21 protein-coding genes are annotated in these 26,432 nt (G+C 58.1%); 12 read left to right on the top strand and 9 right to left on the bottom strand.

Features of this window, described 5'->3' with window-relative positions; all coding sequences use genetic code 11:
• Nucleotides 1–22: 22 nt before the first annotated feature.
• A complete protein-coding gene (locus tag NA78x_RS22215; RefSeq protein ID WP_425614573.1) occupies nt 23–778 on the bottom strand; it encodes a hypothetical protein in 756 nt (251 codons plus the stop codon).
• A 1,183-nt stretch (nt 779–1,961) separates the two neighbouring features.
• Here NA78x_RS22215 and NA78x_RS22210 point away from each other — a divergent pair.
• The 3 genes from NA78x_RS22210 to NA78x_RS22200 all read left to right on the top strand — a co-directional run bounded on the left by NA78x_RS22210 (nt 1,962) and on the right by NA78x_RS22200 (nt 5,377).
• Nucleotides 1,962–3,230, top strand: a complete 1,269-nt coding sequence (locus tag NA78x_RS22210; RefSeq protein WP_425614572.1) for a DUF1501 domain-containing protein — start codon at nt 1,962–1,964, stop codon at nt 3,228–3,230.
• 197 nt (nt 3,231–3,427) lie between these two features.
• Nucleotides 3,428–4,825: a sensor histidine kinase gene (locus NA78x_RS22205; RefSeq protein WP_425614571.1), complete on the top strand. Its 1,398-nt coding sequence runs from the start codon at nt 3,428–3,430 to the stop codon at nt 4,823–4,825.
• Between the two features lie 66 nt (nt 4,826–4,891).
• Nucleotides 4,892–5,377, top strand: coding sequence for a VOC family protein (locus NA78x_RS22200; protein ID WP_425614570.1), 486 nt, complete (start codon nt 4,892–4,894; stop codon nt 5,375–5,377).
• Between the two features lie 20 nt (nt 5,378–5,397).
• Here NA78x_RS22200 and NA78x_RS22195 read toward each other — a convergent pair whose 3' ends face one another.
• The gene (locus tag NA78x_RS22195; RefSeq protein WP_425614569.1) at nt 5,398–7,959 is read right to left on the bottom strand and encodes a DUF3656 domain-containing U32 family peptidase; all 2,562 of its coding nucleotides are present in this window, start codon (nt 7,957–7,959) and stop codon (nt 5,398–5,400) included.
• A gap of 160 nt (nt 7,960–8,119) precedes the next feature.
• Between NA78x_RS22195 and NA78x_RS22190 the strand changes: the two genes are divergently transcribed.
• Together NA78x_RS22190 and NA78x_RS22185 are read left to right on the top strand one after the other, a co-directional pair.
• A complete protein-coding gene (locus tag NA78x_RS22190) occupies nt 8,120–9,187 on the top strand; it encodes a Gfo/Idh/MocA family protein (protein ID WP_425614568.1) in 1,068 nt (355 codons plus the stop codon).
• Nucleotides 9,188–9,309: 122 nt separating this feature from the next.
• The gene (locus tag NA78x_RS22185) at nt 9,310–9,975 is read left to right on the top strand and encodes a hypothetical protein (RefSeq protein ID WP_425614567.1); all 666 of its coding nucleotides are present in this window, start codon (nt 9,310–9,312) and stop codon (nt 9,973–9,975) included.
• Between the two features lie 11 nt (nt 9,976–9,986).
• Here NA78x_RS22185 and NA78x_RS22180 read toward each other — a convergent pair whose 3' ends face one another.
• Nucleotides 9,987–10,457 carry a hypothetical protein gene (locus NA78x_RS22180; RefSeq protein ID WP_425614566.1) on the bottom strand — a complete coding sequence of 157 codons (471 nt, stop codon included), beginning with the start codon at nt 10,455–10,457 and terminating at the stop codon, nt 9,987–9,989.
• 454 nt (nt 10,458–10,911) lie between these two features.
• On the opposite strand from NA78x_RS22180, the gene NA78x_RS22175 reads away from it, so the two are divergent.
• Nucleotides 10,912–12,261, top strand: a complete 1,350-nt coding sequence (locus tag NA78x_RS22175) for an amidohydrolase family protein (protein WP_425614565.1) — start codon at nt 10,912–10,914, stop codon at nt 12,259–12,261.
• Between the two features lie 251 nt (nt 12,262–12,512).
• On the opposite strand, the gene NA78x_RS22170 is transcribed toward NA78x_RS22175, so the two are convergent.
• The 3 genes from NA78x_RS22170 to NA78x_RS22160 form a co-directional block, all read right to left on the bottom strand.
• Nucleotides 12,513–12,968 (bottom strand): hypothetical protein, encoded by a 456-nt coding sequence (locus NA78x_RS22170; RefSeq protein ID WP_425614564.1) that lies wholly within the window; start codon nt 12,966–12,968, stop codon nt 12,513–12,515.
• A 977-nt stretch (nt 12,969–13,945) separates the two neighbouring features.
• Nucleotides 13,946–14,290 carry a hypothetical protein gene (locus tag NA78x_RS22165; RefSeq protein ID WP_425614563.1) on the bottom strand — a complete coding sequence of 115 codons (345 nt, stop codon included), beginning with the start codon at nt 14,288–14,290 and terminating at the stop codon, nt 13,946–13,948.
• 134 nt (nt 14,291–14,424) lie between these two features.
• Nucleotides 14,425–15,366 (bottom strand): DUF1559 domain-containing protein, encoded by a 942-nt coding sequence (locus NA78x_RS22160; protein WP_425614562.1) that lies wholly within the window; start codon nt 15,364–15,366, stop codon nt 14,425–14,427.
• 331 nt (nt 15,367–15,697) lie between these two features.
• On the opposite strand from NA78x_RS22160, the gene NA78x_RS22155 reads away from it, so the two are divergent.
• Together NA78x_RS22155 and NA78x_RS22150 are read left to right on the top strand one after the other, a co-directional pair.
• Nucleotides 15,698–16,936, top strand: coding sequence for a hypothetical protein (locus tag NA78x_RS22155; RefSeq protein WP_425614561.1), 1,239 nt, complete (start codon nt 15,698–15,700; stop codon nt 16,934–16,936).
• Nucleotides 16,937–17,835: 899 nt separating this feature from the next.
• Nucleotides 17,836–18,408, top strand: coding sequence for a helix-turn-helix domain-containing protein (locus NA78x_RS22150; RefSeq protein ID WP_145094986.1), 573 nt, complete (start codon nt 17,836–17,838; stop codon nt 18,406–18,408).
• A 285-nt stretch (nt 18,409–18,693) separates the two neighbouring features.
• On the opposite strand, the gene NA78x_RS22145 is transcribed toward NA78x_RS22150, so the two are convergent.
• The 3 genes from NA78x_RS22145 to NA78x_RS22135 all read right to left on the bottom strand — a co-directional run bounded on the left by NA78x_RS22145 (nt 18,694) and on the right by NA78x_RS22135 (nt 21,096).
• The gene (locus NA78x_RS22145; protein WP_425614560.1) at nt 18,694–18,960 is read right to left on the bottom strand and encodes a hypothetical protein; all 267 of its coding nucleotides are present in this window, start codon (nt 18,958–18,960) and stop codon (nt 18,694–18,696) included.
• A gap of 61 nt (nt 18,961–19,021) precedes the next feature.
• Nucleotides 19,022–20,350 (bottom strand): MFS transporter, encoded by a 1,329-nt coding sequence (locus NA78x_RS22140; protein WP_425614559.1) that lies wholly within the window; start codon nt 20,348–20,350, stop codon nt 19,022–19,024.
• The gene (locus NA78x_RS22135; protein WP_425614558.1) at nt 20,338–21,096 is read right to left on the bottom strand and encodes a creatininase family protein; all 759 of its coding nucleotides are present in this window, start codon (nt 21,094–21,096) and stop codon (nt 20,338–20,340) included. The genes NA78x_RS22140 and NA78x_RS22135 overlap by 13 nt, the downstream gene beginning before the upstream one ends.
• A gap of 218 nt (nt 21,097–21,314) precedes the next feature.
• On the opposite strand from NA78x_RS22135, the gene NA78x_RS22130 reads away from it, so the two are divergent.
• The 4 genes from NA78x_RS22130 to NA78x_RS22115 all read left to right on the top strand — a co-directional run bounded on the left by NA78x_RS22130 (nt 21,315) and on the right by NA78x_RS22115 (nt 26,430).
• The gene (locus tag NA78x_RS22130) at nt 21,315–21,818 is read left to right on the top strand and encodes a hypothetical protein (RefSeq protein ID WP_425614557.1); all 504 of its coding nucleotides are present in this window, start codon (nt 21,315–21,317) and stop codon (nt 21,816–21,818) included.
• A 315-nt stretch (nt 21,819–22,133) separates the two neighbouring features.
• Nucleotides 22,134–23,231, top strand: a complete 1,098-nt coding sequence (gene recA / locus NA78x_RS22125; RefSeq protein ID WP_425619470.1) for a recombinase RecA — start codon at nt 22,134–22,136, stop codon at nt 23,229–23,231.
• A gap of 113 nt (nt 23,232–23,344) precedes the next feature.
• Complete coding sequence (locus NA78x_RS22120) at nt 23,345–24,868, top strand: trypsin-like peptidase domain-containing protein (RefSeq protein ID WP_425614556.1); 1,524 nt, start codon at nt 23,345–23,347, stop codon at nt 24,866–24,868.
• Nucleotides 24,869–24,879: 11 nt separating this feature from the next.
• Nucleotides 24,880–26,430, top strand: a complete 1,551-nt coding sequence (locus NA78x_RS22115) for a glycosyltransferase family 39 protein (protein ID WP_425614555.1) — start codon at nt 24,880–24,882, stop codon at nt 26,428–26,430.
• Nucleotides 26,431–26,432: the final 2 nt, after the last annotated feature.

Raw genomic sequence — 26,432 nt, 5'->3', positions numbered from 1 at the left:
TAACGCACTACCAGTCTCGCAGTCAGTCTCTTACTGCCAAAACATGGCCGAACTGACTATACAACACATACGGATAAAGGCCTACTTTAAGCTCACTGACCTCTTGCCATCGCGACCTACGATGCAGGAGATCGCCCGCTAAGATCGTCGTATCGTCGCCGAATAAATATATCACTACCTCCCACAGTACGCCGTCCATGGTCTTTACAAAGCGTAACATGGCATCTTTGCCCCGAATCACGATAGGAACAACGTCGTCGGCCACAAACTGCAAACCCGACACATCAGGCTGCGTGTCATCAACAGCGTAATCAGAACACGGCGACAACTGGGTATATCGCTTGAAAGCCGAGCGCGATGCACAATCCGCTCTAAAATCAGGATCGCATGAGATGCTCAAATAATTCACTCGAATACTAACTGTGACAGCTATCATGCGAACAGCATCTGAGGCCGTAGTCACGACGAGAGGTGCAGCAAGCCCTAGTTCGACATTGTCCACACTAATTGATCGTCTCGATAGGAGCCGATCAAGGCGATTGCGAATATTGTCCTTAGGATCCCGATAGTACTCATATAACCTGGCTCTCACCCGTCCCGCTGAGCCATTTAACCCCCATAGATAAAACTCAAGCGGGCCAACACTAAAGTTAAACGGCTGTTCAAGCAAGGGAAGCAAGCGAAGCTGGATATGCGAGTCAGCCTGTACGATCTGATCGCAGAAGTAGACAAAATGCTCCAAATTGTCATCATCGAACAGCGAATGCGGAATAGACATGCAATCGGCAACCTCTTTAAGCTGCTATGGTGGCACTGTCGAGTGCTCTGTTCTACGCCACCGGCTCGCCTAGGGTGCCAGTGCTTGGCCAACTCGAATGGTAGCTGAATCGGAAGTAGCTGAGGATCTGACCTTTTACCAAGACGCGGCGCTGTTCTAAAAGTCGAGAGCCGCTGGACGACGATCGCGATCGTTTTCTTAGCACCGAAGGTGCGGCCACAGGTTAGCTCAGGGCAAAGCGCCACGGCGTCAGCCGTGAAGCGTCGCCCTGGGAAAGCCTTTTCAACCTCTAACCCAGGGCGGAGCGCCGACCCTGCGGGCCTGAAGAGGAAAGTTCAGGGCAGTCGCTTCGGTCAGAGGGCGGCACAAGGATTTATTGTTACGATGTGTTGACTTAGTGTCAATGACATTTTAAATTTTATGGAGATCGGCGAGGAGCCGCGAGTTCGTCAGGTACGGAGTACCTGGACCTACTGGTTGGAGTGTTGATCGACCACCCGTTTAGGGCCTGTTCAGCCTGCGGTGTGAACAGGGGGCAGAATGGTTATCAAACGGTTATCGGAAAATGGGTGATTCGAGGTCGGTTGTGCTTGCAACTGAATATGCAATAACAGGTTATGGCGAGTCGTTGGTTTTCATTTTTCGCTCAAAAAGTTATCAAGCCGGGTTGTGAGAAGGGGAGAATGTGGACTGTTCAGGAAGGGAGAAAGGCTGGCTCGGCGGACCAGGAGGTCTGCCGCCACGACGAGGTGCGTGATAACCACTACCCACCCGTTTAGGGCCTGTTCAGGCCGCGGTGTGAACAGGGGCAGAATGGTTATCAAACGGTTATCGGAAAACGGGTGATTCGAGGTCGGTTGTGGTTGCAACTGAATATGCAATAAAAGGTTATGGCGAGTCGTTGGTTTTCATTTTTCGCTCAAAAAGTTATCAAGCCGGGTTGTGAGAAGGGGAGAATGTGGACTGTTCAGCAAGCCACGGCGGGCCGCTTTCTTCCCCCGAATAATTCATCGAATTCTATTGATATGTCTTGGCCGATAGGTATAAAGGAGAGTGGTTTGATCCAAAAATGTTGATGGAGCGGCGGACCGGATGTAACGAATGCCCCGCGCTGATTCATAGTTGGATGAAACCGCAATTCCCCCTCGCAGGTACCCCTCCCGCCCACGTAAAGGAATGTCCCATGCTCGAAGTCACCTACGGCTCAGCTGGTCGATATTGTGATGGCATCTCGCGCCGGAGTGCGCTCAAGTTGGGCTTTGCCGGTCTCGGCGGTCTGACGCTCGCCGGTCTTTACCGGGCCGAAGCTGCAGCGGGAATCAAGTCGTCGAACAAAGCGGTCATCAACATTCACCTCGGTGGCGGACCTTCGCACCAGGATATGTTCGACCTGAAGCCTGAAGCGGCTAAGGAGTTTCGGGGCGAGTTCAACCCGATCAAAACGAACGTCTCGGGCTTTGATATTTGCGAGCATTTCCCTCGCCTGGCCGCGATGGCCGATAAGTTCGCGGTCATTCGCTCGCTGATCGGCATGGTGGACGATCACAGCAACTTCCACACACAAACGGGCTACGGCCGCAAAGACTTGCAAAACATTGGTGGCCGTCCCGGCATCGGCGCGGTGGTGAGCAAGTTGCTCGGACCATCGGGGAGCGGTGCTCCGGCTCACATTGCTTACAACGATGCCCCCGTGGGTTATCTCGGACCGGTCTATAAGGGCTATCGTCCATCCGGCGGCGATCTGAAACTCGTCGGCAGCATGACGGCCGATCGGCTGGAATCGCGGACCAACCTTCTGTCGTCCCTCGATAAGCTGCGCCGCGAAACCGATGGCTCGGGCCAGATGAAGGCGCTCGATTCCTTCACGCAGCGAGCGGTGGGCGTGGTGACTTCAGGCGATGTGGCCAATGCCCTCGACCTGGACAAAGAAGACAAGAAGGTTCGTGAACGCTACGGCAAGGACATGGATTCGTTCTTGCGTGCTCGCCGCCTGGTCGAGGCGGGTGTTCGCGTGGTGACGTTCGATTGGGGTGGCTGGGACACGCACGCTAACAACTTCGACTCGCTGCGGAAGCAACTGCCGCGGCTCGATCAAGGGATGAGTGCCCTGATCAACGACCTGCACGAGCGAGGCATGGACAAAGACGTAACGATTGTGATGTGGGGCGAATTCGGCCGCACGCCACGTGTGAATTCGGGCGCTGGCCGCGATCACTGGTCGCGCGTCGCGATGGGCTTCCTGGCTGGCGGTGGCATGCGAACCGGTCAATTCATCGGTTCGAGCACCAAGAACGCCGAAGAAGCGAAGGACCGCCCGGTTCACTTGCTGGAGGTCTTCTCGACCATTTATCACAACATGGGAATCGATGTCTCGCGCACGCAACTCATCGATCCTGCTGGTCGTCCGCAGTACCTGACTGACAACCGCGCACCGATCAAGGAATTGATCTAGACGGGCAAGTTAGGTAGCCGTCATCGCATGATTGAATAACAGACCAGGGCTCGCTGCGGCGGGCCCTGAGTCGTGGCATCTTCACGCATTCTTCTCACCAAGGGCACTTCCCTCGGTGACACGGGCTCTTTAACTTCAAGAGCCGAGCAGTTTCCGCTGCGCTCTTTGCCGCGGAACGCTCGTCAGCGGATCGTGGAATGCACTTCAACACTTGGTTCTGGCGACTCTTTGCACTGCAGGCACTGGTGTGCGCTGGCTTTGCCATCGTCACGCTGATTCTGGTCGGCACCATCGATCACTCGGCCAATCCAGGCTCGTGGAACCTGCTGGGCGGCTTGGCGCTGGCGGCACTCGCTGCCGTGGGCTTCAGCGCGTTGGCCACTTGGCTCAGTTGGAAGCAAGTGCAGCGGCCGATCATCGAGCTGGCTCATCTGGCGCGGCAACTCTCGGGGGGCGACGAACAAAACTTGCCCCCCGCCCAGCCTGGCGATGAGCTGGTGGAGATCTCCGGCGCTCTGCAGCGGATTCGAGGTCGCCTCGATATCGGCGCGGGAGAGGCCCAGCAAAACACCGAGCGGCTGCAGGCCGTGCTGGCGAGCATGGTCGAAGGCGTGCTGGCCGTTGGTCCCGACAAAACGATCTTGCTGGCCAATCAGGCCGGGCGACGTTTGCTCGACTTCACGACGCAGCAGCCTCACGGCCGACCCTTGCTGGAAGTGACCAGAGCCCGCGCGGTGTACGAAGCCGTGCAGCAAGCGCTCGACACGAGCGGAGCCATTGAGCGTGAGTTCGATTCGCCCGGTGTGCAACGACGCGTGCTGCTGTTGCGGGCGACATGCTTGCCCGGCTCGCCTTGCCCGGGTGTGATGGTGGTGGTCCACGATGTCTCGGAGATTCGGCGGCTGGAGAACCTGCGCCGTGAGTTTGTCGCCAACGTCTCGCACGAACTGAAGACTCCGCTCGCAGCCATCAAGGCCTATGCCGAAACCCTGCGCATGGGAGCGGTGAACGATCCCGAGAACAACCTGCACTTTGTCCAACGCATCGAAGAGCAGGCCGAACGATTGCACGAGTTGATTCTCGACATGCTGCAGATCGCGCGCATCGAGTCGGGGCAGCAGACGTTCAATATTGTCGATGTGCCGCTGGCGGAACTGATCGACGAATGTCTGGCGCAGTTCGCCGATGTGGCAGCAGCCAAGCAGATCGATCTGGTCGGCGAATTGCCCAATGAGCAGATCACCGCGCGGGGCGATGAAGAAGGCCTGCGAACCATTTTGAGCAACCTGGTCGATAACGCGATCAAGTACACACCGGCCGGCGGCGAAGTGCAGATTCGCTGTGAAAGTAACGATGAAATGGTCACGCTGGAAGTACAAGACAGCGGGATCGGCATCGCCGAGAAAGAGCTCAGCCGGATCTTTGAGCGGTTCTATCGAGTCGACCGTGCTCGCTCGCGCGAGATGGGGGGCACTGGCCTGGGGCTGTCGATCGTCAAAAATCTGACCCAAGCGTTTGGCGGCACCGTGGGCGTGACGAGTGTACCGGGTAAGGGCTCGGCCTTTCGCGTTCATCTTTGTTGCGGCGGCAAATAGCTCGCAGAGTTGATCTGTCCTATCATAGGCTGGGTTTCGCAGCTTCTTCGACAAGGAGACAACGCCATGGTTGAGTTCGGCAATCCGCCCCCGGGTATGCGTTCGATTCAAGCTTATCTGGTTTGCAAAGACGCAGCGGCCGCGATCGAGTTCTATGGCAAGGCGTTTGCGGCGAAAGAGAAGTACCGCATGCCAATGCCCGATGGCACCTCGGTGATGCACGCCGAACTAACGCTGGGCGATAGTGTGCTGATGCTTTCGGAAGAGAACCCAGCTTGGGGCACCAAGTCGCCGCTCAGTTTGGGTGGTACGCCGGTGACGTTGCACTGTTATGTCGCCGATGTCGATGCGATGTTTCAGCAGGCCGTAGCCGCAGGCTGCACGGTGAAGATGCCGCCGACCGATATGTTCTGGGGCGATCGCATGTGCTCGGTGACCGATCCCTTCGGGCATCAATGGTCGATCGCGACTGCGGTCGAAGACGTCTCGCCCGCTGAGATGAACGCCCGCGCGCAGAAGTTCTTTGCCGATTCAACGGGCGCTTGTACTTAAGCGATTGCAGGTGGCTGTGCTTAGATAATCGCCAGCGGATTACGCCGCTCTTCGAGCGTGCCGCGCGTCACGCCGACGCGATTTGCCGCGCTCAGTTTGCTCCAGACTTCGCGGCCCGTGACTTCGCCCCGCAGCAACCGGCGATAGAGTTCCAGCGTTTGGGGAATCTGCCGTTCTTCCTGCTTGGTTGCCGTTTCCAGCAACTCGACGCGGAAGTGTCGCACGCCCTGCGCGAGGAGCGCGGGCACAACTTCCGCTGCACTTTGCGGCACGGCATTGAAGAGCGTATTACGGCAGCCAACGTCGGCCGTCAGCGGATGATCGACGCCCATGCGATCGCGCAGGGCAACCTGGTGGTCGTCGCAGGGGCGGCCGCAGTTTGTTTTGTTGGTCCCCGGCGAGAGCATGGCGCAGAACACACAGTGCTCCATGTGGAACATGGGCATGTGCTGGTGAATCACACATTCGAGCCAGGCGGAAGGAACCGCCGCTACAAGTTCCAGCAGTTGCTCTCGATTCAGATCGTACGACGGCGCGATGCGCACGGCGTCTTGCGACTTGAGCCATTGGGCCGTCAGTTCGTTGGCACAGTTGAGGGAAAAATCGGCGACGACCGGCGTTCCTTGATTGACAAAGAATCGCAGCCCGGACAGATTACGAGCGAGGATGCCATCGGCGCCGTGCTTACTGAGCGCGCGAAAGATGCCCGCCTCATCCGGCTTTTGAATTCGCGGTGTCGCGAGCCAGATTTCTGCAGCGCTTGCGTGGGCAAGTTCCACGGCTTCGCGATACTCGCGGATATCGGCGAAGTCGACATACACGCTGTTGGCTGAGTGCTGCAAAACGGACTTCAGCTGAGCCAGTGAACGACAGAGGACATGTAACTGTGATGTGGCGGCTTCCGTTGTTGCTTCGCTGGCTGGCGGCAACGTCGCCCGCAGATCACGCAACGCGGAGTCGCGAACAATGGCTCGCGCTGGAACGCGTTCCACGGCGGTTACTAGTTTTTCGATCGTTTCGTGGCGCAATTTGCCCAGCACACTCAGCGGGATCATCGGGCGACCGGAGATATCGGCTCGCAAGCTGCGCAGTTCAAAGGGGCTGCTGCCGAGCCGGCCGAGTTGCGCTTTCAGCATGGTCTCGTCGAGCACATGCTGCCGCGCTTGTTCCAAAGGCTGCGGCGAGACGACTTCAATCGTGGCTCCCGTTTCCGCGGTCGCCACAATGTGCAACGGCTGACCTTCGGCGGCCGTCACCACAAAGTCGACGGGTACGCGGCGGTTGATCACACCTTCCGCAAAGGTTTTTCGCAGCCGTTGGGTCAGTTCCGGATCGTCGGTCTTCCACACTTCACCGCCGGGCTGGATCTCTGCGAAGTCAATCGAGCCGTGCGCGAAGGTCAGTTCCGCCATGCCGATATTGACGGGCTCCGTGAGCGAGCGGCCACGTTGAAAGACTTCGTAGACGCGGCCACCTTGCTGGTCGTCTTCGGCGCGGCCGCAATCGAACACGATGCCATCGCCGCGCTTGATCGAGGCGACCAGTTGCACCCCCACGCGCTCATTGCGCACAAACTCGACCGTGCCCAGCAACACGCCTCGCTTGTCGGAACTGCGAGCGGGAACGAGCATTTTGTGATCGCAGCCCTTGAGCCAACCGGGCGAGAAGCCGCGCGAGAACGACAGCTCCATCGCTTCGACTTCTTCCGGTGGAAAGTTGACGGCCTGCCCCGCCATCGCTTTGTCGATGGCCTGGCGATAATGCCGCGTGATGTTCGCGACGTATTCGGGCGTCTTCAGTCGGCCTTCAATCTTCAGCGAGGCGACGCCCAGCTGGACGAGGTCGGGAATCAATTCATAGGCGGCCAGGTCTTGCGGACTGAGCAGATACTTTTGATCGCCCGTTTCGACCAACTTGCCGTCGCAAAGCAAGTCGTAAGGCAGCCGGCAAGCTTGCGCGCACTGGCCCCGATTGGCACTGCGCCCGCCGAGCGATTCGCTCGTCAAACACTGCCCCGAATAGGCGACGCAAAGTGCGCCGTGTACGAAGACTTCCAGCGCCATCGTGCTGGTGGCTCGAATTTGCCGGATCTCGTCGAGCGAGAGCTCGCGGGGCAGCACGACGCGCTCGATCCCCAGTTCCTCGGCTACCGCGATGCACTCGCTGCTGCTGAGGGTCATTTGCGTCGAAGCATGCACGCTCAGATCGGGGCAGATCTTCTTGACGAGTCGCGCCAGGCCCAGGTCCTGCACCAGCACGGCATCGACGCCCGCCTCGGCCAGTTCGATCACGTGCCGCTCGACTTCGGCCAGTTCGCTGGGGAAGATCAGCGTGTTGAGCGTGATGTAGCCCTTCACACCGCGGTTGTGTAACTGCCGCAAGATCTCGGGAAGTTCTTCCGTGGCAAAGTTCTTGGCCCGAGCGCGAGCGTTGAAGCCGCGGTCGAGGCCAAAGTAAACAGCATCGGCGCCGTTCTCGATGGCCGCGCGAATGCAGTCGCGGTCACCCGCAGGGGCAAGCAATTCGGGGCGCGCAAGCGAAGTGGGTGTGCGCAGGGATTCTGTGGTCAGGGTGGGAGGCATCTCTACCAGACTACCGGCCACCCATCCTGGCAGGCAATCGCTAATGAGGGTTTTGCGCGATAGTCGGGGCCAAGTTTTTGTTGAAAATCGGCCTCTTCATCGGCTAGGCTACGGCGGTTTCCCGCGCCCACCCTCCATCTCCCCTCCCAGGATCCCGCCGATGCGTCGTTGCTTGCTGCTGACCAGTTTGTGCGCATTCTTGCTCGCCACGCTTCCCGTTCTGGCTCAAGAGCAGGCAGCCACCAAGCCGCCGATCCGGGTTGGGGTGCTGGGCTTGGATAACTACCAGGGGGTGGCCTACGCGCAGTTGTTTAACAGCCCCAAGGCCGAAGGGGATCTCGCGGGGCTGAAGGTGGTGGCTGCTTATCCGATCGGCAGCGACGACCTGCCGAACGAAGCCAAGGACATTCCCAAGTGGCAAGCTCAGATCGGCAAGTTCGGCGTCGAGATGGTCGACTCGGTCGAAGAACTGCTGAAGCGGTCCGATGTCATCATGATTATGACGATGGACGCGCGGCATCACCTGAAGCAAGTCGAACCGGTGCTGCGAGCCGGCAAGCCTGTCTACATCGGTCGCCCGCTGGCAGCTTCGCTCGACGACGCGATCGCCATCTTCAAGCTGGCGGAAGAGACCAAGACTCCTTGCTGGTCCAGTTCGCAGCATCGGTTCAGCCCGGGCTTCAGCGGCATGAAGAATCATCCCGAAGTGGGCAAAGTGCTGGGCTGCGATGTGTATGGTGGCTGCACGAGCGATCCGAGCACGCCCGAGTTCTTTTGGAGTGCCCTGCATAGCATCGAAACGCTCTACGCCATCATGGGGCCCGGTGTGGTTTCGGTCACGTGTACTTCAACACCCACCGCCGAGCAGTTCACCGCAGTCTGGGCCGATGGCCGCATCGGAACCTATCGCGGCATCAAGCCCGGGCAAGGTGCGGTGAAGTATAGCGCCACCGTCTTTGGCGACAAGGGAGTTTCGACCGCCGGCATCTATGGTCACGGCGTGCCCGTCGCGGGCGTCGTGCCCACCAAAGACAAATACATGGGCTACGAAGGGATCGCCATCGAGATGGCCAAGTTCTACAAAGGTGCTCCCGCGCCCGTCACTCCCGCCGAAACCATCGAACTCTTCACTTTTCTGCAAGCAGCCCAGGACAGCAAAGCGACGGGTGGTAAGACAGTTCGCCTGGACGAAGTTGCGAAACAGCGGGCCTCGAGAATTGGCAAATAGAATCGCCAGCAACGCGTGTAGCATCCTGTCCATGCTGCCTGCCGCGATTGACTTTGGCGTCACATCCAACCACCTTGGAGGATTATCTTTCCTTAGTGCTTGAGACATAAACTGGATCAAAGATGGGCACCGCTGAAGAAAATCGGGAGCGATCGCAAAGACTCCTCCAACAATACCAAGTCATAGCCGCTCGGCGTAACGCCAACGATACTCTTCTTTGGCAAGCTCCACTACTTAGTTTGACAGGGCAAGCGTTTCTCTTTACAGCTGCTGCGACGCTTCTTGCGGCGGCGAAAGAAGGCGCACATCCAGGATGCCTGTACTCCGTGGCGCTGATGCTCGCGTGGGTAGCAGCGTGCGCTTCTTTGCACCTGATGGCCAAGCATCGATTTTTCGAAGTCGAGGATTCCGTTTACCTACGCGACTTAGAACTTATTCTTGAACTTCCATGCCGTCACATCAGCACTAGCCCTTCTCATCGATTAGGAAGCGCGTACTGTTCATGGATAGTCACGCTCGCAGTTTTTGGAGCCGCGGCAGGTTGGTTCTTTGTTGCATCGCTCCCCTATCTTGGACTGCGGTACTTTTTTAGTGCGATTGCAATCGGCGGAATCTTAAGACAACTGGTATTGGCTACATGTCGAGATTATCAAGTAGTTGACCGATCAGCTTCTAGCACAAAGAAACTAGAGGAGTCAGACAACCGGATGATTAGCACAGCTGTTGTGGAGAGTCTTGAACGCCGGTTGTCACGATCTCAATCTGGCCTGTCGGAAAGTGGCGGCTGATGGGTGATGCGTCAGTTTGAAAAAAAGATGTTTGGCAGCTTTAGATCGCCCCTCCAAATCTTCCCGCCAAAATAGGCGAACGTCAAAGATATCACTCCACCTAGAAGTGCGCAAAAAGCACGCTGTCGGGTTTTAAGCGAAGTGTTTGGCTGTGCCTCACCTGCTGGCCCATTTAGCCATGCATGATTCCAGTAGGTTGCAAATTTGATCGCTAGCCAAGCCATCATGCCGGCAGGAATGCCGCTTTCGCCAAAAATGACCAGTGCCATGAAAACTGCTTGCTCGATAAGACCCGTAACCCAAGATGGTATCTTGTTCGGGTCAGTAAATGACTCTTGCTCGCCAGCCGGCAACGCCATAACTGCAGGTCGGAAACGTCTGACCAACATGAAGTAGCCATTTACTGCAATGAAGCTACCTCCGAAGCCAACCACGACACCGGCGATCTCTTTCGGTATCAACCATTCAGCGGGAGCAGCCATTTGCGTACTCGATCAGATTTGACATGTTGCTAATCTCCAGGCGTACTCTAGTTATGCAGAGAGGCTCAAGCAAGCAAGAAGACGCACAGCGATTCGCTTCGCGTCACTGGCATTGCCGGTGCCCGCCCTGCTTGAATGCGTAGCTGGATCGCAAGAGGCTGGAGAATTGCCATTTTCCCAGGGCGCTGGCCTGTGCAGGAAGGCGAGAGATTCAATTCGTTGTTCGGCGATTGCTGTCGGCCGATTGTCGCGCCCTTCCAGGGCTTTTAATCATTGCGGGCGTCCTTCCCAGGGCGGCGGCTCACGGCTGATGCCGTTCCGCTTTGCCCTGGGCTGGCATAGCGCCGGCCCTACGGGCCTAAAGAGAACGGCTCACCCAGCGGTTGGCATCGAACGGCTAGAATTTCAGCAGTGAACGCATGCGACCGCGGGAACTATTGACGGAGGCTGCGAGATGTACAGTCGAGCGATTCGGATCGTGTTGATACTTGCCGCTGGTGGCCTGCTGTTCCTTGCGGCCAGGGGAGCCGTGGCGCAGCAGCCAAGTGCGACCCTGTTCAAGAACGTGAAGGTGTTCGATGGCAAGTCGGACAAGCTGACGGCGAGCACGTCGGTCTTGGTGGTAGGGAACAAGATTGAGAAGATCGGTGGCAACATCCCTGTCCCCGAGAAGGCGAATGTTATCGACGGCGGAGGACGCACGCTGATGCCGGGCCTGATCGACGCCCATTGGCACGCGATGCTGGTAAGGCCGACGCCCGATGAAGCACTCAAGTGGGACGTGGGCTATGCCAATCTGGTCGCGGGTGCCGAGGCGACCGACACGCTCATGCGCGGGTTCACGACCGTGCGCGACATGGGGGGACCGGTATTCGGGCTCAAGCGTGCCATCGATGAAGGAGTAGTGGCCGGTCCCCGCATCTATCCGTCCGGGGCGATCATTACCGTCACGAGTGGTCATGGAGACTTTCGCCTGCCGCATGAGGTGCCGCGTACGCTCGGCAGCGCGCGGTCGCGCATGGAACAACTCGGCGCCAGCATGGTCGCTGACAGTCCGGACGAGGTGCGCGTGCGTGTACGGGAACAACTCATGCTCGGTGCAACCCAGATCAAGCTCACGGGCGGTGGAGGAGTCGCTTCGCCCCATAGCCCGCTAGATATCAGCACTTTCACCGAGCCCGAGTTGCGGGCGGCGGTGGAAGCCGCCGAGAACTGGGGCACGTATGTTGTCGTCCACGCGTACACCCCCGAGTCGATGCAGCGGGCCATCAGCGCCGGCGCGAAGTGCATCGAGCATGGGCATTTAATGGACGAGGGTACCGCCAAGTTAGTTGCCGCGCGTGGAACCTGGGTGTGCATTCAGCCCTTTCCCGCAGAGCTGGCTAACGCCTTTCCGCCGGGCTCGCAGCAGCGGGCCAAGTTTGCCGAGGTCTTCGCCGGCATGGACATTGCCTACCGCCTGGCACGGAAACACAAGCTGAAGACCGCTTGGGGCACGGATATCATCTTTTCGCCAGGGCTGGCCCGTCGCCAAGGAGAATTGCTCGTCGCGCTGCAGCACTGGTACACCCCGGCCGAAGCGCTCGCGATGGCGACCAGCACCAACGCAGAACTGCTGGCCATCTCCGGGAAGCGCAACCCCTATCCCGGCAAGTTGGGCGTGGTGGAAGAAGGCGCGCTGGCCGACCTGCTGCTGGTGGAAGGAAACCCGCTGGAGAACCTCAAACTGATCGCGGACCCAGGTAAGAACTTTGTCGTCATCATGAAGGACGGCAAGATCTATAAGAACCTAAACTCAAACTGAACCGGTCCGCTCGTGGCCAGTTTCTTCCGAGTAGTCAACTCGCTCCGTCGAGATGAATGCATCGCGAATCGCCGAAGCTTCATCTTGCGGAGCAAGATGACTACGGTGCAAAGCCACGGCGGTTGGCATGGGTCGCTGGATCGAGCGATGCAGCGTTTGGTTCCTCAGCACCAACGGTGCGGCCACAAGTTAGCCCAAGGCAGAGCGCAACGGCGTCAGCCGTGAAGCGTCCCCCTGGGAAGACTTGGCGTCTACCGCATCGCACCCCAATCGTATGGAATATGCTCCCACTTTTGTCCGTTTAGCACTTCTTGAAGCGACCTTTCCGAGAGTTGCGCTGCGAGAAACGAAAAGAATGCCGCGAGCCTCTCCTGCAGCGTTCCCTGGTAGCTGTTTAAGTCGAATAGGCTCAGATTGACAGGAGTGCAGTGCAGATTCATCCATTCATCGAGCAAGAACGAATCCTTCACCTCAGAATTGAATATCTCGACCGTAAAGAAATGGGCGTCATCACTGCGATAGTAGAGCTTGGCAATTACCTTCCGGTTCCAGGCTGGGGTTATTGTGAATTTCAAGCTTGGCCCCAGGACCTCGGTGGCAGGAATGCTTTCGATGGTAGTGCCGGAAGATCGAACGTCATTCAAGGCAGCAGACGCCTTGAAAACATCCCTGGCACATTCATAAGTCTCAACAAGTGACAGTGACATAAAGGTGCTTGCCCGGGGGAAGCCTCAGATAGTTTTTCAAGTTCGATTGGGTGCGCGACAATCGGTCGACAGCACCGCGCGGTTTGCTCGTGCCGACCTTTCGGCGCCTGCGCGGACGCTTCGGTCGGAAGGTGTCACGCCGGATTATTGTTACAATGTGTTGACTTAGTGTCAAGGACATTTTAAGGTGTCTGGGAGCGAGTGGCGGAGTCGGGCAAGGCCAGCGACGCGCGCCTGACTGCAACTCAGCGAGGTCGTCAGGTACGGGGTACCTGGACCTACTGCCCCAGTATCTGGTTAACGCACGCGCTGGCGCGGGGGAACTGTGGACTGACTTGATTGGCAGTTCGACGGCCGCAAGCGGCTCGGTTAACCGAGGAGGGGCAGCCTGAACCACCCGTTTAGGGCCTGTTCAGGCTAGGGAGCGAACAGGGGCGGCAGCGGTTATCAAACGGTTATCGGGAAACGGGTGATTTTGGGTCGGTTGTGATCGCAATAGGTTGGAGCAGAACGGGTTAGGGTGATGCTTGGGTTCGATTTTTCCCGAAAAAAGTTATCAAGACGGGCTGTCAGAAGGTTTGAACGAGGACTGTTCAGCGAGGAGTGCCAGAGAGGAGTGCCCGAGAGGATTGCCGCGACGTTATAAGAGCTGTGGAGACCAGGGGAAGGCAGACCAGGAGGTCTGCCGCCACGAAGAACGGACCCCCTGATTAGGGCCTGTTCAGGGTGCCGAGTGAACAGGGGCCTGAACGGTTATCAAATGGTTATCGGCAAACGGGCGATTTTGGGGCGGTTGTGATCGCAATGGATTGAAGCAGAACGGGTTAGGGCGAGTCGTTGGTTTCGATTTTTCGCGCAAAAAGTTATCAAAAACGGGGTATCGAGAGGGATAACGAGCACTGTTCAGCGGCGGGGAAACCAGGAGAGGCAGGTCGTCGAGACGCCGGAACAGCGCGGAGTACTGCTTGTTGCCCGGTCTACGTAGGAGGTAGGTCGAGCCAGGCGAGGGCGGCGGCTTCGTTGTCGAAGACGTTGCCGGCGACGCCGCGATTGGCGGCGACCAGCACGCCGAACTTTTTGGGGTCGATCAGTTCGGGGCGGGCGACGAGCGCCATCCGAATGCTGCTGGTACCGGCGGCTTTCACCCAGGCCAGGCCCATGTCGTAGCGATCGAGCATGGTGGGTAGCGGGAAGCCAACCAGGCCACTGGAATCAACCAGCAGGCGGCGGATTTCAGGCTGGGTCACGGCGTAGCGGATGCCTTCCGCCACGGCTTCGACGGCCTGTCGAAACTCGGACAATTCACCGCAGGGTCGAAACATGGCGAGATCGCCGCGGAGTTCGAAGTTGGCCGGAAGTTGCATCAAGGGAAGGGTTTGTCTGTGGGCTGGATCGAGGGGCAAACGAGAGTGGGGCGTCAGGGCGTGTTGTCTCAGAGCAAGTTGTCTCTGGGCACTCAAGGTACTTGGCGACTTTCGCCGCCGCTGATTGTAGCCAGATCGGCAAAGAGGTTCATCTCGATGCTCGTCGAGACCGGACGAACGCTGCCATCGACGAGCAGAAAGTTGATGGCTCCCGGATGAAAGCTGCCCCAGCCATGAGCACACGCTTGTTCCAAACCGGCACCGGCGGTCGAGGCACATTGCTCGTAGTCGTTGAGGAGCGTGCGACTTTGGTTCGTGCAATCGGACCGATTGTACGAGCGGTAGGTGTATGCCCAGAACGTGCGCCGGCGAGGACGCGTCTTGGTGCTGTACTCGCCCGTCAGCCAGGTGTTGGAGGTGCCGTCGGTGACATTGGCAATTCGTTCCCGCGTCAACTCGCGGCCATCGACCACGTGCAGCACGCCGCGCCATTCCATAGGCAAGGCGGTGTACTCGGGATAGCTGCTCCACCAGCCACTGCCATCGCTCTTGCCACCCACGCCGCGATAGGTCCCCGTGCGATACTCGACCGTATTGCCGGGGCCCGATTCGGGCTTGAGCAGCAGGTTGGGCTCTGTCTCGGAAGGGCAGCTAAAGACCTTGACGGTTTGTTCGCGGACAAACTTGTTCTGGATGGCTTCGTTGTATTGATTGAAGTCGTACTTGGCTGCCAGCGGTTGCAGTTCGAGATAGGGCAACAGCGAGATGGTCCAAGATTCAAAGCTCGGGCTGTTGCAGCAAGGACCAAAGGTCACACCCCCGGCAGGAAACGACTGCCAGGTGTCGTGATAGTTCTGAAAGGCGAGGCCGATCTGCTTCAGGTTGTTCGTACACTTGATGCGGCGGGCGGCTTCGCGCGCGGCTTGCACCGCCGGCAGCAAGAGCGCGATCAGCAGTCCGATGATGGCAATCGTCACCAGCAACTCCACCAAGGTGAAGGCAGCCGAACGGCGGTGCTGGGAGATAGAACGCATGGGGAAAGCAGGTGCAGGCAAGTGAGTCGCGGAATGGGAGAGAGCGACGCAATCGGCAGCGGCAGTGACGGCAGCGGCGTTAGGGGGTGTGTTAGCCAAAACACCCGAACTGGTGGTCTCTGCAGCATACTCCTGTGGGTGAGGCCGTTCAAGGTTGTGATGGCTAACCTGAGGCATGGTTTTGGTCTACCCGCCTGTTCTCTTCCGCGCCGCTGGGGTAGGTTCGCTGATAGTGGTCGAAGATCGTCGAATTCTCAGCGATCAATCCCGATGGGATCGATGCCGTTACCGTTCGGTACGCATTCACGCGAGTCATCTTAGGAGCAGGGCGATGGAAGGTTTCAGCACCAGTTTGCATGTGAAGGGCGTTAGCGCCAAACGCTTGCAGCAAGCCGTGACCGAGTTGCTGTCCTCCGAAGGATTTCGGGTGCTCGACGCCGATGCGACGCAGCCCGAGTCCATCGACCAGGGTGTGACGCGCGGCGTGTGGATCGCCCAAGCGAAAGGGGATTGGACCACGATCTTTTGCTCTGACTTCTTGTTTCAGCAAGAGATCGGCCGCGAGCTCTCGAAGCAGTTGAAGACGCACGTGCTGAACGTGTGGACGAACGAGGGCACCTCGTGGCATTACTCGCTGTTTCATCTGGGCGAAGAGATCGACCAGTTCGATAGCACGGGTGACAGTGACGAACTGCAGGAGTTCCTCGACAACGACATGGACGAGTTGGCCGAGGAGTTCGACGACGGCGAAACAGCGGATGGCGAAGCAAGTCTCGAAGATGCCAGCCCGGTGCAAGAAGGTTTGAATCGGATTGCCGAACTGCAGGAAGAGATTTCCAGCAAGATGCCGGAAGATGTGCGCGCCATTTACGGCCGGCTGCAGGAAGGGCAAGTCTCGCTGGGCGAGATGCGCAAGTTCGATCAATGGTCGCAAGCCAATCAGGCGGAGCTGGCGAGCTTCCAAGAGCAACTGCAAGCGCAGACAGCGGAGCTGACCGCGGCGATGCAGGGAGTGTTTCAGGATGGCTTTCAACAGCCCGACGAGGGTCTCAGCGGTTTGCTGAATGGTGCGCTGCCGCCGGATCTGGCCGAGTTGTTCTCGAAGGTGCTGGCAGGGCAGGCGAGCAGCGAAGAACTGCAGCGGTTTGCTGAGTTGAGCGAGGCCGACGAGGAAGAAGACGAAGGGAGCTTGCTCTCGACCGACGACGACATTGAGGAAGCCTTTTTCGGCGAAGACACGGATGAAGAAGAGTCGGCTGAGTTTGACGAGGATGAATTGGACGCCGACGATGATGGCGAGCAGGTCGGCATCAGTGAGCGGGCCGTGCAACAACATCTGGGTGTGTTGCAGCCCCTGCTGGGCAAAAGTGTCGATCCCGCGCAAGTCGCAGAGACGCTGACGTCTCAGGACGAAACTCCGGCCCAGCCTCTAGGCGAATTCTTGAGCTTTTTGGGGATCGATGCCGGCTATTCCGAACTCGACTTCGATTGCCTGGAAGAACTGAGCAACGAAGAATTGAGTGAGCAAGGCATCAAGCTCAATCCGCTGCTGCTCGTACGGTCTGAGTAGCCCGCGCGAGTCACGAATTTGGCGTGTTGGCCGCTCCTGGCCCAGACTGGGCGCTTAGTGCGCTCAAAACTAGTGTTAAGGCGTTCGCTGGAGCCTGGCTCGAAGCTGACTTGGCTGCATAAATCATGCAGTAAAGTTGATCTTGACACGTTCGTTTCGGCAGCTCGCGGCGAGCGTTTTCAACTTGCCTGCGCCATGCTTTCTTGAGCCTGTTTGCCTGCTTTTTCCGCAAGATCGGCAAAATCCTAGCTGCTGCTGGCTTGCGGACAACCCCCTTCACCCCTGCGAGTCTTGCGACTGACGGGATTTTGTGAAGTTGGGTTCGCATTTGATACGAAAGAAACATTCGGAAGACGTGTGTTGCACGGCAGCATACGACCTTCGGCACCTACCATGCTGAAGATCGTGAACCGCCGGGCAACAACCGTTTTCTCAGGGGGAATCTGCTATAGGCACTCAAGCGGGGACGTAATGTCAACGCTTGTGCGCTTCCAAATGCTTGCTCGTGACTCGAGACCCATCGAGTGACGATCTGGTGCATTTTCTCTCTGCCGGTTGAACCACGCCGACAAACGGCGCAGGTCGCCCGGATGGCCCCACGCAATACAGCTTTGCCGGTTGTTTGCGATTTTGGGGATTTCCGCCGCGTTCCGGAGGTCCTGATTGCCGATGGTTAAAAGGTGACTGAAACAGAGGGAACTGACTTCAGTTGCTTGAGACCCTGTAAGAGCCGCCCCGACCCAGAGTTTGATTTACCAGGCTAATTCCCACAGCTGGCGAGATGGATCGAGACCACAGCCTGGTCGATTGAGCAGGGGCAGATACGTGAGACACAGCGGCATCGCTCACCGTGGTGCTTCACATCAACGAGTCAACGAGAGAGTAATGGAGAGCCTGCGATGAAGGTCTTCACTACTGGACAGGTCGCTAAGATCTGTAAAGTGGCCCCGCGTACGGTTAGCAAGTGGTTCGATTCGGGACGCCTAAAAGGCTACCGGATCCCCGGCTCGCAAGACCGTCGTATCCCGCGAGAATATCTGATCAAGTTCCTCAAAGAGCACGGAATGCCCTTGGGTGACCTCGAAGATGAGGCCATGGCAAAAGTGCTAATTGTCGCGCAAGATCAGGTTCTCATTGAAAACTTGAAACGCGAATTGCCCACTGAACGGTCGTTCAAGGTTGCTGTGGCTGCCAGCGGATTTGAAGCTGGAATTCAAGCCGAAAGCTTCCACCCCGACTGTATCATTGTGGACTTCTCGATCGGGAAGGTTGAAGCTCTACAAATTTGCCAGAATCTGCGCAAAAATGTGGACTTCTCCGAAACGATCTTGATCGCGTTGCTGCCCGATGACGGCAGCCCGCTGAGCTTTGACCGCTCGGCGATTAATGAAACCTTTAAGAAGCCATTCGATGCCAAACTTCTGGCCGAACGACTTCGCACCCTGATCGGCGCCCGGAAGGAATTGGTCTAACGACCATCCACCTCTCGCCAGCGACGACTTCAGGTGGGACTCGCCCTCCCAAACCTGTTTGGACAATTGCTTGAACTAAATGCCTAAGCCCGCCGCGGTTTGACCCCCGCGTCGGTTCTCTATAGAGGCGGAGTAAAAGGGGCAGTCGAAAGAGTCGGCTGAGAGAGCGCTGGAATCCCGGTCCAGCGCTTTCCCTTACCCCACCTCAATCAAAGCAACGGAACGACGCCGAACCGCAAGGTTCGGCGTTTTTCGTTCTTGTCTCAGAACTCAAAACTCAGAACTTCAGACCTCGTACCACACCCGCACCACCTGATGCCACTGGCTGGGAGATTCGCCGCTGGTGCCGAGCGCGGGGTCGCTCGTCCCTTCTTCGTAGCGGCTCCAAATATTGGGAAGCAGTAGCGTCTCGATGTTGATCAGCCGAACGCCGTTCTCTTTGATCCAGGCATTGGCAGCATCGACGGCTACTTGCAGCGGCTCGTAGGTCGCATGCGCGAGAAAGCCCGGTGGCGTCAGCATCTGCGGCGTGAAGTCTTGATAGCGAATCATGCTGGCTATCTTAGCGTGAAATCAACTGCGCAGCGTGGCATCATCCACCTGAGCTCGCAGCCTAAGTAGTGGGTTCTTCTTCTGGCCAGAGTAGCGCGAGTGCCAGGCAACCGATCAACGGAACCATGCCGATCCAAAACAGGCCCGCTTGATACGAGTGCGTTTGATCGACATTCCGGCCGACCAGAAACTGCATGTAAGAAGTGATGATCCACGTCGTCGCGCCAAACAGGCCGGTGACAAAGCCGAACCGCTTCGTCGCGATCTCTTGCGACAGCGAGTAGTAAACCGGAAATAGCCCGAGCGCACCAAAGCCTACTACCAAGAACAGTCCCAGCAGCAGCGGACTGGCCGGTACCTGCGCGGCAACGGCGCTCATCAGCACGAACTGTGTAAAGACAGCAAACACCGAAATGCGAGCCACGTTGAGCGACATCTTCGCGCCTGTCAGCCCTTTGACTAAGCCACCGGCGGCGAGACAGCCGAGATCGGCCACCAGGTAAAACCCGCTCATAAAGAACGACGTAAAGACTTCTCCATAGCCATGCTCTTCCTGCATCAGCTTGGGCATCCAGGCCCGGAAGAACTGCCAGGTCATGTTGATGGTAATGACGATGGCCAGCAACACGACGGCTTTCTTAAACAGCGCTCGCGTCCAGATCGAGACGGGAGCAGATGCGGGATCGACCACAGGCTCGCGATACTTCAAGTCGCGATCGCGAACCATCAACAGCCAGGGGATGACCCAACTCATGCCAGCCAGGCCGATGATGATAAACGGCCGACGCCAACTCCCTTCTTCGTCACTGATCATCAGCAGAATCACCAGTGGGGTAATCACCGCGCCCACCGATGCGCCGCTCTGCAACAGACTGTTACCGAGCGTGCGATCGGCTCCGCTAAGTAGTCGCTGCGTGGTGATCAGCGCGCAAGGCCAGTGTCCGGATTCAAAAAAGCCAAGCACCACGCGGCAAGCGAACATGCCGATGAACGCCGCGTCGCTTGGGTTGCCTTTGGTTCCCAGCCAGGCATTTTGCCCAACCATGGGGAGCAAGACCTGCCCAATCTCGACACTCCAGGCAGTTGCAACACCGGCGAGCGACCAACCCACAAGCATCACTGGGTAGAGCCAACGAATGCTGAAGCGATCGGCTAGTAAGCCGTTCACAATTGCACCTAAGGCAAAGGCCAGTCCGAAGCCCATTTCCATGCGGCCGTAATGCTCATTCGTCAGCGACAATTCGCGCGTGATCCGCGACGCCATTTGTGAGAGCGTCAGGCGATCCATGTACATCAGCATGGTCGCGAGAAACAGCAAACTGCAGATGAACCACTTCCAGTTCGCCGGCCGCGCGGGCCCTTCCTCGGTGCCGCTTGTTAGCCGTTCCATGATTTCCCATCCCAAGCCAGCATGCGTTCGAGATAGGCCACCACGTCCGCCGTGAAGACGCGAAACAGAGTCTCGCCCTTCTCAGCCGAGGCCTTGCTGGGGTCGCCAATGTGCCCGGTCGTTGTCCGATCCTTGGTGATCCAGCCGCGGCTGCCCGGCTCGAATGGATTGCCGAAATCGACGTTGCTGGTCTTCTTCAAATCGCCCACGAGGTCGGGGCGAATTCGCAGCATCATCGACGTTTCCCATTCACAGGCATGCCCCATGCGTTGCTGCTCCAGCGACGCATCTTGCTCGTAGGGCTTACCACCCAGCAGCCAATAGGTGGCGTTCAGCAACAGCAGATCATTCCGCTGGCGATACTTCTGCCGCAGTTCGAACACCACTTGTTGCCCCGGCACATGATTGCCGCCGTGGCCATTCACCAACACGATCCGCTGGAAGCCGTGCATGATCATGTTGTCGATCATGTTGCTGAGCAGGTCGAGATAGACTCGCGGTGCGGCCGACATGGTACCGGCGAAATCGAGATGATGATCGGAGTTTCCCAGCCACATCAGGGGCGTGAAGAGCACTTTGTCCTTCAGTTGCTCCTGCGTGCGGCGAATCACTTCCCCCAGCAGCAGGCTGTCGGTAAAGACCGGCATATGATGCCCATGCTGTTCGAGAGCAGCGATGGGAATGACCACGGGCGTGGACTTGGGAAGGGCAGCGACGGCAGGCCAATTCATTTCAGCCAATAGCACGGCGGGGGCTCCGGCGGGGGTAGATAGGCAGGACGATCATGGCGAGAGGTGATGCGTGGCAGCTTAACCCATGAGCGGTGGGGTCACAAGAAAGCGAGGCGTCCAGCGAATGATATCGAAGCAATTTCCCAGCGACGGTGGCATTTATCTCACTGGTTGTCTGGGGATTGAAAGTCTATCTTGAAGCCAGTTGCACGATCCTCAAGTAATGAGTCTTTATGCTCGTTCACTGTCCCCGCTGCCGGCTGGCCCTCGACGATGCCGACCAATTCGCCGGCCAGACGGTCATGTGCCCGCAGTGCGGACAGCCTTTCGCAATGCCCGTTCCCTATTACGCGCCCACGGCACTCGTTGCTCACCAGCAGCCCGAATATCACGAGCCCGCCGAGACTCAGCGTCATTCTCTGCGCAGTCCAGGCTTGGCCGCTGTTCTCTGCTTCTTCTGGACCGGTCTGGGACAAATCTATAACGGGCAGATCGCCAAGGGCCTGCTGCTATTTTGTTTGCAAGGTTTCCTCAGCTTGCTTTCGATGCTGGTTTTCTTCCGTGTCGTCGCGATTCCTTATCATCCGTCGCAGCAATTCGAACAGAACATTATCCACTACACCTGCTTCGTTCCCGCCCTCTTCGCGATCATGTTCTGGATCTGGGCAATCTTTGACGCGCACCTCACCGCTGTGCGATTGAACGCGCGTGATGAACGGGTCAACCGAATCGCCTGACCGCCTTCCGGTCGACGTAACTTCGGGTCGACGCAAGCCTTCGCCGACCGATTCGCTGGAAAACTTTGTTCGCAAACCGAAGGTGTTTTGTGAACGCTAGCAAGAATTCTTACCCGCCTGTGACCAGACTAGTCACGCACCTCGCGAAAATCTCAATATCAAAGCTGTTGACGTCGATGTGGATAAGTGTACAGTATTCTCTTGTCCACTATCGATTCGCTTCCACGACGGAAGCCGGGCCGCTTGCATGCCGCCCGAGCCTTCCTCATAACAGGAGAAGTTCCGATGGTTGTTGCTGCGAAGGTGAACGGACGTATGGCCAAAAAAGAGAAGGCTCCGAAGGATAGTGGCAAAGCCAAGTTGGCAGCGCTCATTGAAGGGAATGAAGTCCTCAAGACGACCCTTCAGCAAATTGAAAAACAATTCGGCGATGGCTCGATCATGCCCCTGGGTGGTGATCGAACACTTGCCATTTCGGGCATTCCGACGGGCAGCTTGGCCCTGGATGTGGCGCTCGGCGGCCAGGGGATTCCCCGCGGTCGTATCATCGAGATCTTTGGCCCAGAATCGAGCGGTAAAACCACGCTCGCTCTGCACGTGATTGCCGAAGCTCAAAAGAAAGATGGCGTGTGCGCCATCATCGACGCCGAACATGCCTTCGACCCAACCTGGGGCAAGAAGCTGGGCGTGCAACTCGATACGCTGCTCGTCAGTCAGCCGACTAGCGGCGAAGAAGCGATGCAGATCACCGAAATGCTGGTGAAGTCGAACGCGGTCGACGTGATCGTGATTGACTCGGTCGCGGCTCTCGTACCGCGAGCGGAATTGGAAGGTGACATTGGTGATACGCACGTCGGCCTGCAAGCTCGCTTGATGAGCCAATCGATGCGTAAATTGACCGGTGTGATTGCCAAGAGCAAGACTGCGGTGATTTTCATCAACCAAATTCGCGAGAAGATCGGCGTTACTTACGGCAGCCCGGAAACCACTCCCGGCGGTCGCGCTCTCAAGTTCTATTGCTCGTGCCGCATTGATGTTCGCCGCGTCACCCAAATCAAAGAGGGTGAAGACGTGGTCGGCCAGCGGGTGCGGGCCAAGATCGTGAAGAACAAGGTGGCCCCGCCCTTCCGCGTGGCCGAGTTCGACATGATGCACACCAACGGCATCAGCTTCGAGGGTGACGTGCTGGATATGGGTGTCGAGCAAAAGGTGCTGACCCGTAGTGGCTCGTGGTTTAAGTACAACGATGCCTACATTGGTCAGGGTAAAGAGAAAGCTCGGACCTATCTGGCGGAAAACACCGCGATTCGCGATGAAATTCGTGATAAGATTCTGGCATCGGGAATCTTAGGAGTGAAGGAAGTCGCTCCGGAACCCGGCGAAGAAGACGAAGGCACCCCTGACGAAGAATAATCGCCAGCTGCCTCAAAGTTTGGCTGCTGGCTTGGGTCTTTACGGCTGGCCAGCAGTCGACGGGCAACTTTCTTCGCGAACATGCAAATCATGATCGAAGAAGGAATCGCCCCATGGCATGCGCTGCACAATCTCACCGACGATGGTTCCTCCCGTTCGTCGTCGGTGCGTTCTTGGCCAGTGGGCTGCTGCTCGGTGCTAGTAACTCGGCACAGGGGCAGGAGCCCGGCGGCCTGCAGGCAGCTGTGGCGCTGGAATCGTTGCTCGTCGATGCGATCGCCAAGGCGGAGAAATCCGTCGTGGCCGTCGCCCGGCTGCGAAAGCAATCTCAGGATGCTTCGCCAGCCGCTGAACTAGGCGAAGGCTTGACCGGCGAGGGGGCTGATCTTTTCAGCGATCCCACTCGCCCCGACTACGTGCCGCACGACTTCGGTTCCGGCGTCGTGATCGATGCCCGTGGGCTGATTCTGACGACCTATCATGTCGTCGGCGATATTCCCAACTCGCGTTACTTGGTTTGGATCGGCAGAAAGCCTTATCCGGCCACCGTCAAAGCAGCTGACCCCTGGCTGGATCTGGCCATTCTGAAAATCGAAGCCAACGATCTTCAGCCGATGCCTTTGGGCGATTCGAAGGGACTGAGGAAGGGACAGATCGTCCTGGCCTTGGGAAATCCCTATGCAATTGCCCGCGATGGCGAACCGAGTGCCACCTGGGGCATTGTTGCCAATCTATCGCGGCCTGCTCCACCGGCTCCCGAACGCGCCGGCGCGGGATCGTCCGAGGGTCGCTTTACGCTGCATCACTACGGCAATCTGATTCAAACCGATGCCCGCCTCGAACTGGGTAGCAGCGGCGGTGCGCTGGTGAATCTGCAAGGCGAACTCGTCGGCATTACTACCTCGTTGGCAGCGCTAGTTGGCTACGAGAAGAGTGGCGGCTTTGCGATTCCCGTAGATGAGGACTTTCGTCGTTCGCTCGAAACGCTCAAAGCGGGACGAGTTCCCGAGTATGGCTTTCTCGGTGTGGCACCGACCTTCCTCGCCGCTGAAGAGCGTCGCCAAGGTCGCTTTGGTGCCAGACTGCTGGATGTCGTGCCGGCCACACCCGCCGCCAAGTCCGGCCTGCAAGCGGGCGACGTAATCACGCATGTCGAAGGCCTGCCCGTGAGCGACGAGTTGCAACTCATTCGCCGCCTGAGTGGTCTGCCCGCCGATACAAGTGTCCAACTGACTTTGGAGCGAGGCGGCGGGGCCAACCGGCGCGGCAAGGTGACAACTTCCAAGGTCACACTTTCGAAGAAGCGAGTCGAAGGTCCGCGCCCAGCTTTCGCCGAACAGGCAGAGCCCAGTTGGCGAGGTCTGCGCGTGGAGTATGCGACGGCGACACCGCAGTTCCGCGATCACAGCCGCGATCTCGATCCGGAAGGGACGCTCGGCGTCGTCAACGTCGATAAAGACTCGGCGGCATGGAAGGCGGGCCTGCGTCCCGGCGATTTCATCAGTCATGTCGGCAAATCGCGAGTGACCACCCCGAAGCAGTTTTATCTGTCCACCGCCGATTTGCGGGGAAGTGTCTCGCTCAAGCTGAGCGGTCTCGTCACCGGACCAGATACGCGCACGATCGCCGCCGAGTAAACGAGTCAGCCTTGAAGTCGCCACCGTTCCTGCTTATCGCCGCCGTGATCGTGGGAGCAGCGCTGCGCTGGTATCAAGCGGGCGAAAGTCTCTGGGTCGATGAACTACACACCTCGTGGTCGGTGAGTGGTTCACTGGGCGAGGTGTACGAACGGGCAGCCGTCGGCAATCAGTCGCCGCTCTATTTCTGGCTGGCGTGGCTGTTTTACTTTGTTCCTGGTCCGCCAGAGATTGCCCTGCGACTCCCTAGTTTACTTGCAGGCTGCGTTTTGCCAGTTGCCATGTACTGGCTCACCAAACAGCTTCTCTCGCTGACGAGCAACGAGCCGGCGCAGGAGAAGTTAGCGCCTGATGACACAACTCCACTCTTGGCTGCGTGGCTGATCGTGGTTGATCCGACCGGCATCTTCTACGCGCAAGAGGCTCGCCCCTATGCCCTCGTGCAGTTGCTGGCGGTGATTCACATCGGGCTATTGTGCAACGTAATTCTCACGCGCAACTGGCAGAGTCGGCCGTTGTGGATCGCGAGTGGCGCGCTGCTCGTTCACCTGCATTACACGGCCGCGTTGTTGCTCGCCGCCGAGGCTGTGGCTGTGCTCTTGATGATTGGTTTCACCACGCGCGCCAGTGACCGCCGCGAACTGGTTCTGGCTCGAATCTTGGACCTGTTCGCCATGCTGCTGCTAGTTTCCCCAGCGATCAGCGGCATGCTGTCGGTGGCTGGGCATCGTGACAATTGGAAGTCGTTTGTGACGCCTCCCACTTGGGAAGGTCTGTTCACGATCTTTCCCTGGAACATCGCGGCCGTCGCTCTGATCGTGCTCAACAACTGGCGGTCGGTCATTCCGCAGCGCGCGGTGATCGTCATTGCCTGTTGGCTCTTCGTCCCCCTCAGCATTGCCTGGTTCACAACGCAGCTGAACTTGGCTCCGCTATTTCATGCCCGCTATTTGCTCGCCGCGTGGCCGGCGTCGGTGATCGCTGCCGCGCTCTGCGTTCGCTTCGCTCGGAGCGAGAACATTCGCTCGGCCTTGATTGGCATTCTGCTCGCCATCGCGGTGCGCAACAGCGGGATGATCCGCAACGCGCGGGACACGGGTCGACTGCTGACCGATCGCAAAGAGAATTGGCGAGCAGCCGTCACTGACTTGAACGAGCAACTGCAGGCTGCAACCTCGCCAGTGTTGCTTCGCACGGGCTTCATCGAAACGGACGAACTACTCACTCGAGACGACAAGCTATTTCGGGAGTACTCCGTTTGCCCGGCGCGAGGCATGTATCACGTGCAGGTTTCCGATGAGTTGCTCATTCCGCTGACCTATACCAATCCGGGCCAATTGAGCGCCGAGGCTCGCCAGGCACTCATCGAGCACCACGGCGGCTGGCTGCTAATCCGTAGCAGCAGCGCGACAGTGCGGCGGGAACTGATCGAGCAATTGACGAATTCCATCGGCTCGGAATACGGAGTAACCGCCGCTGAGCCCCGCGAGTATGGCGGCGTCTATTTGCAGCGAGTCGATCTCAAGAAACGAGAACCTGCCACGCCAATCCCTAGCCCCTAACT

The organism is Anatilimnocola aquadivae (genome assembly GCF_049819085.1).
GTDB lineage: Bacteria > Planctomycetota > Planctomycetia > Pirellulales > Pirellulaceae > Anatilimnocola.
This window is presented reverse-complemented; position numbering and strand designations above follow the sequence as displayed.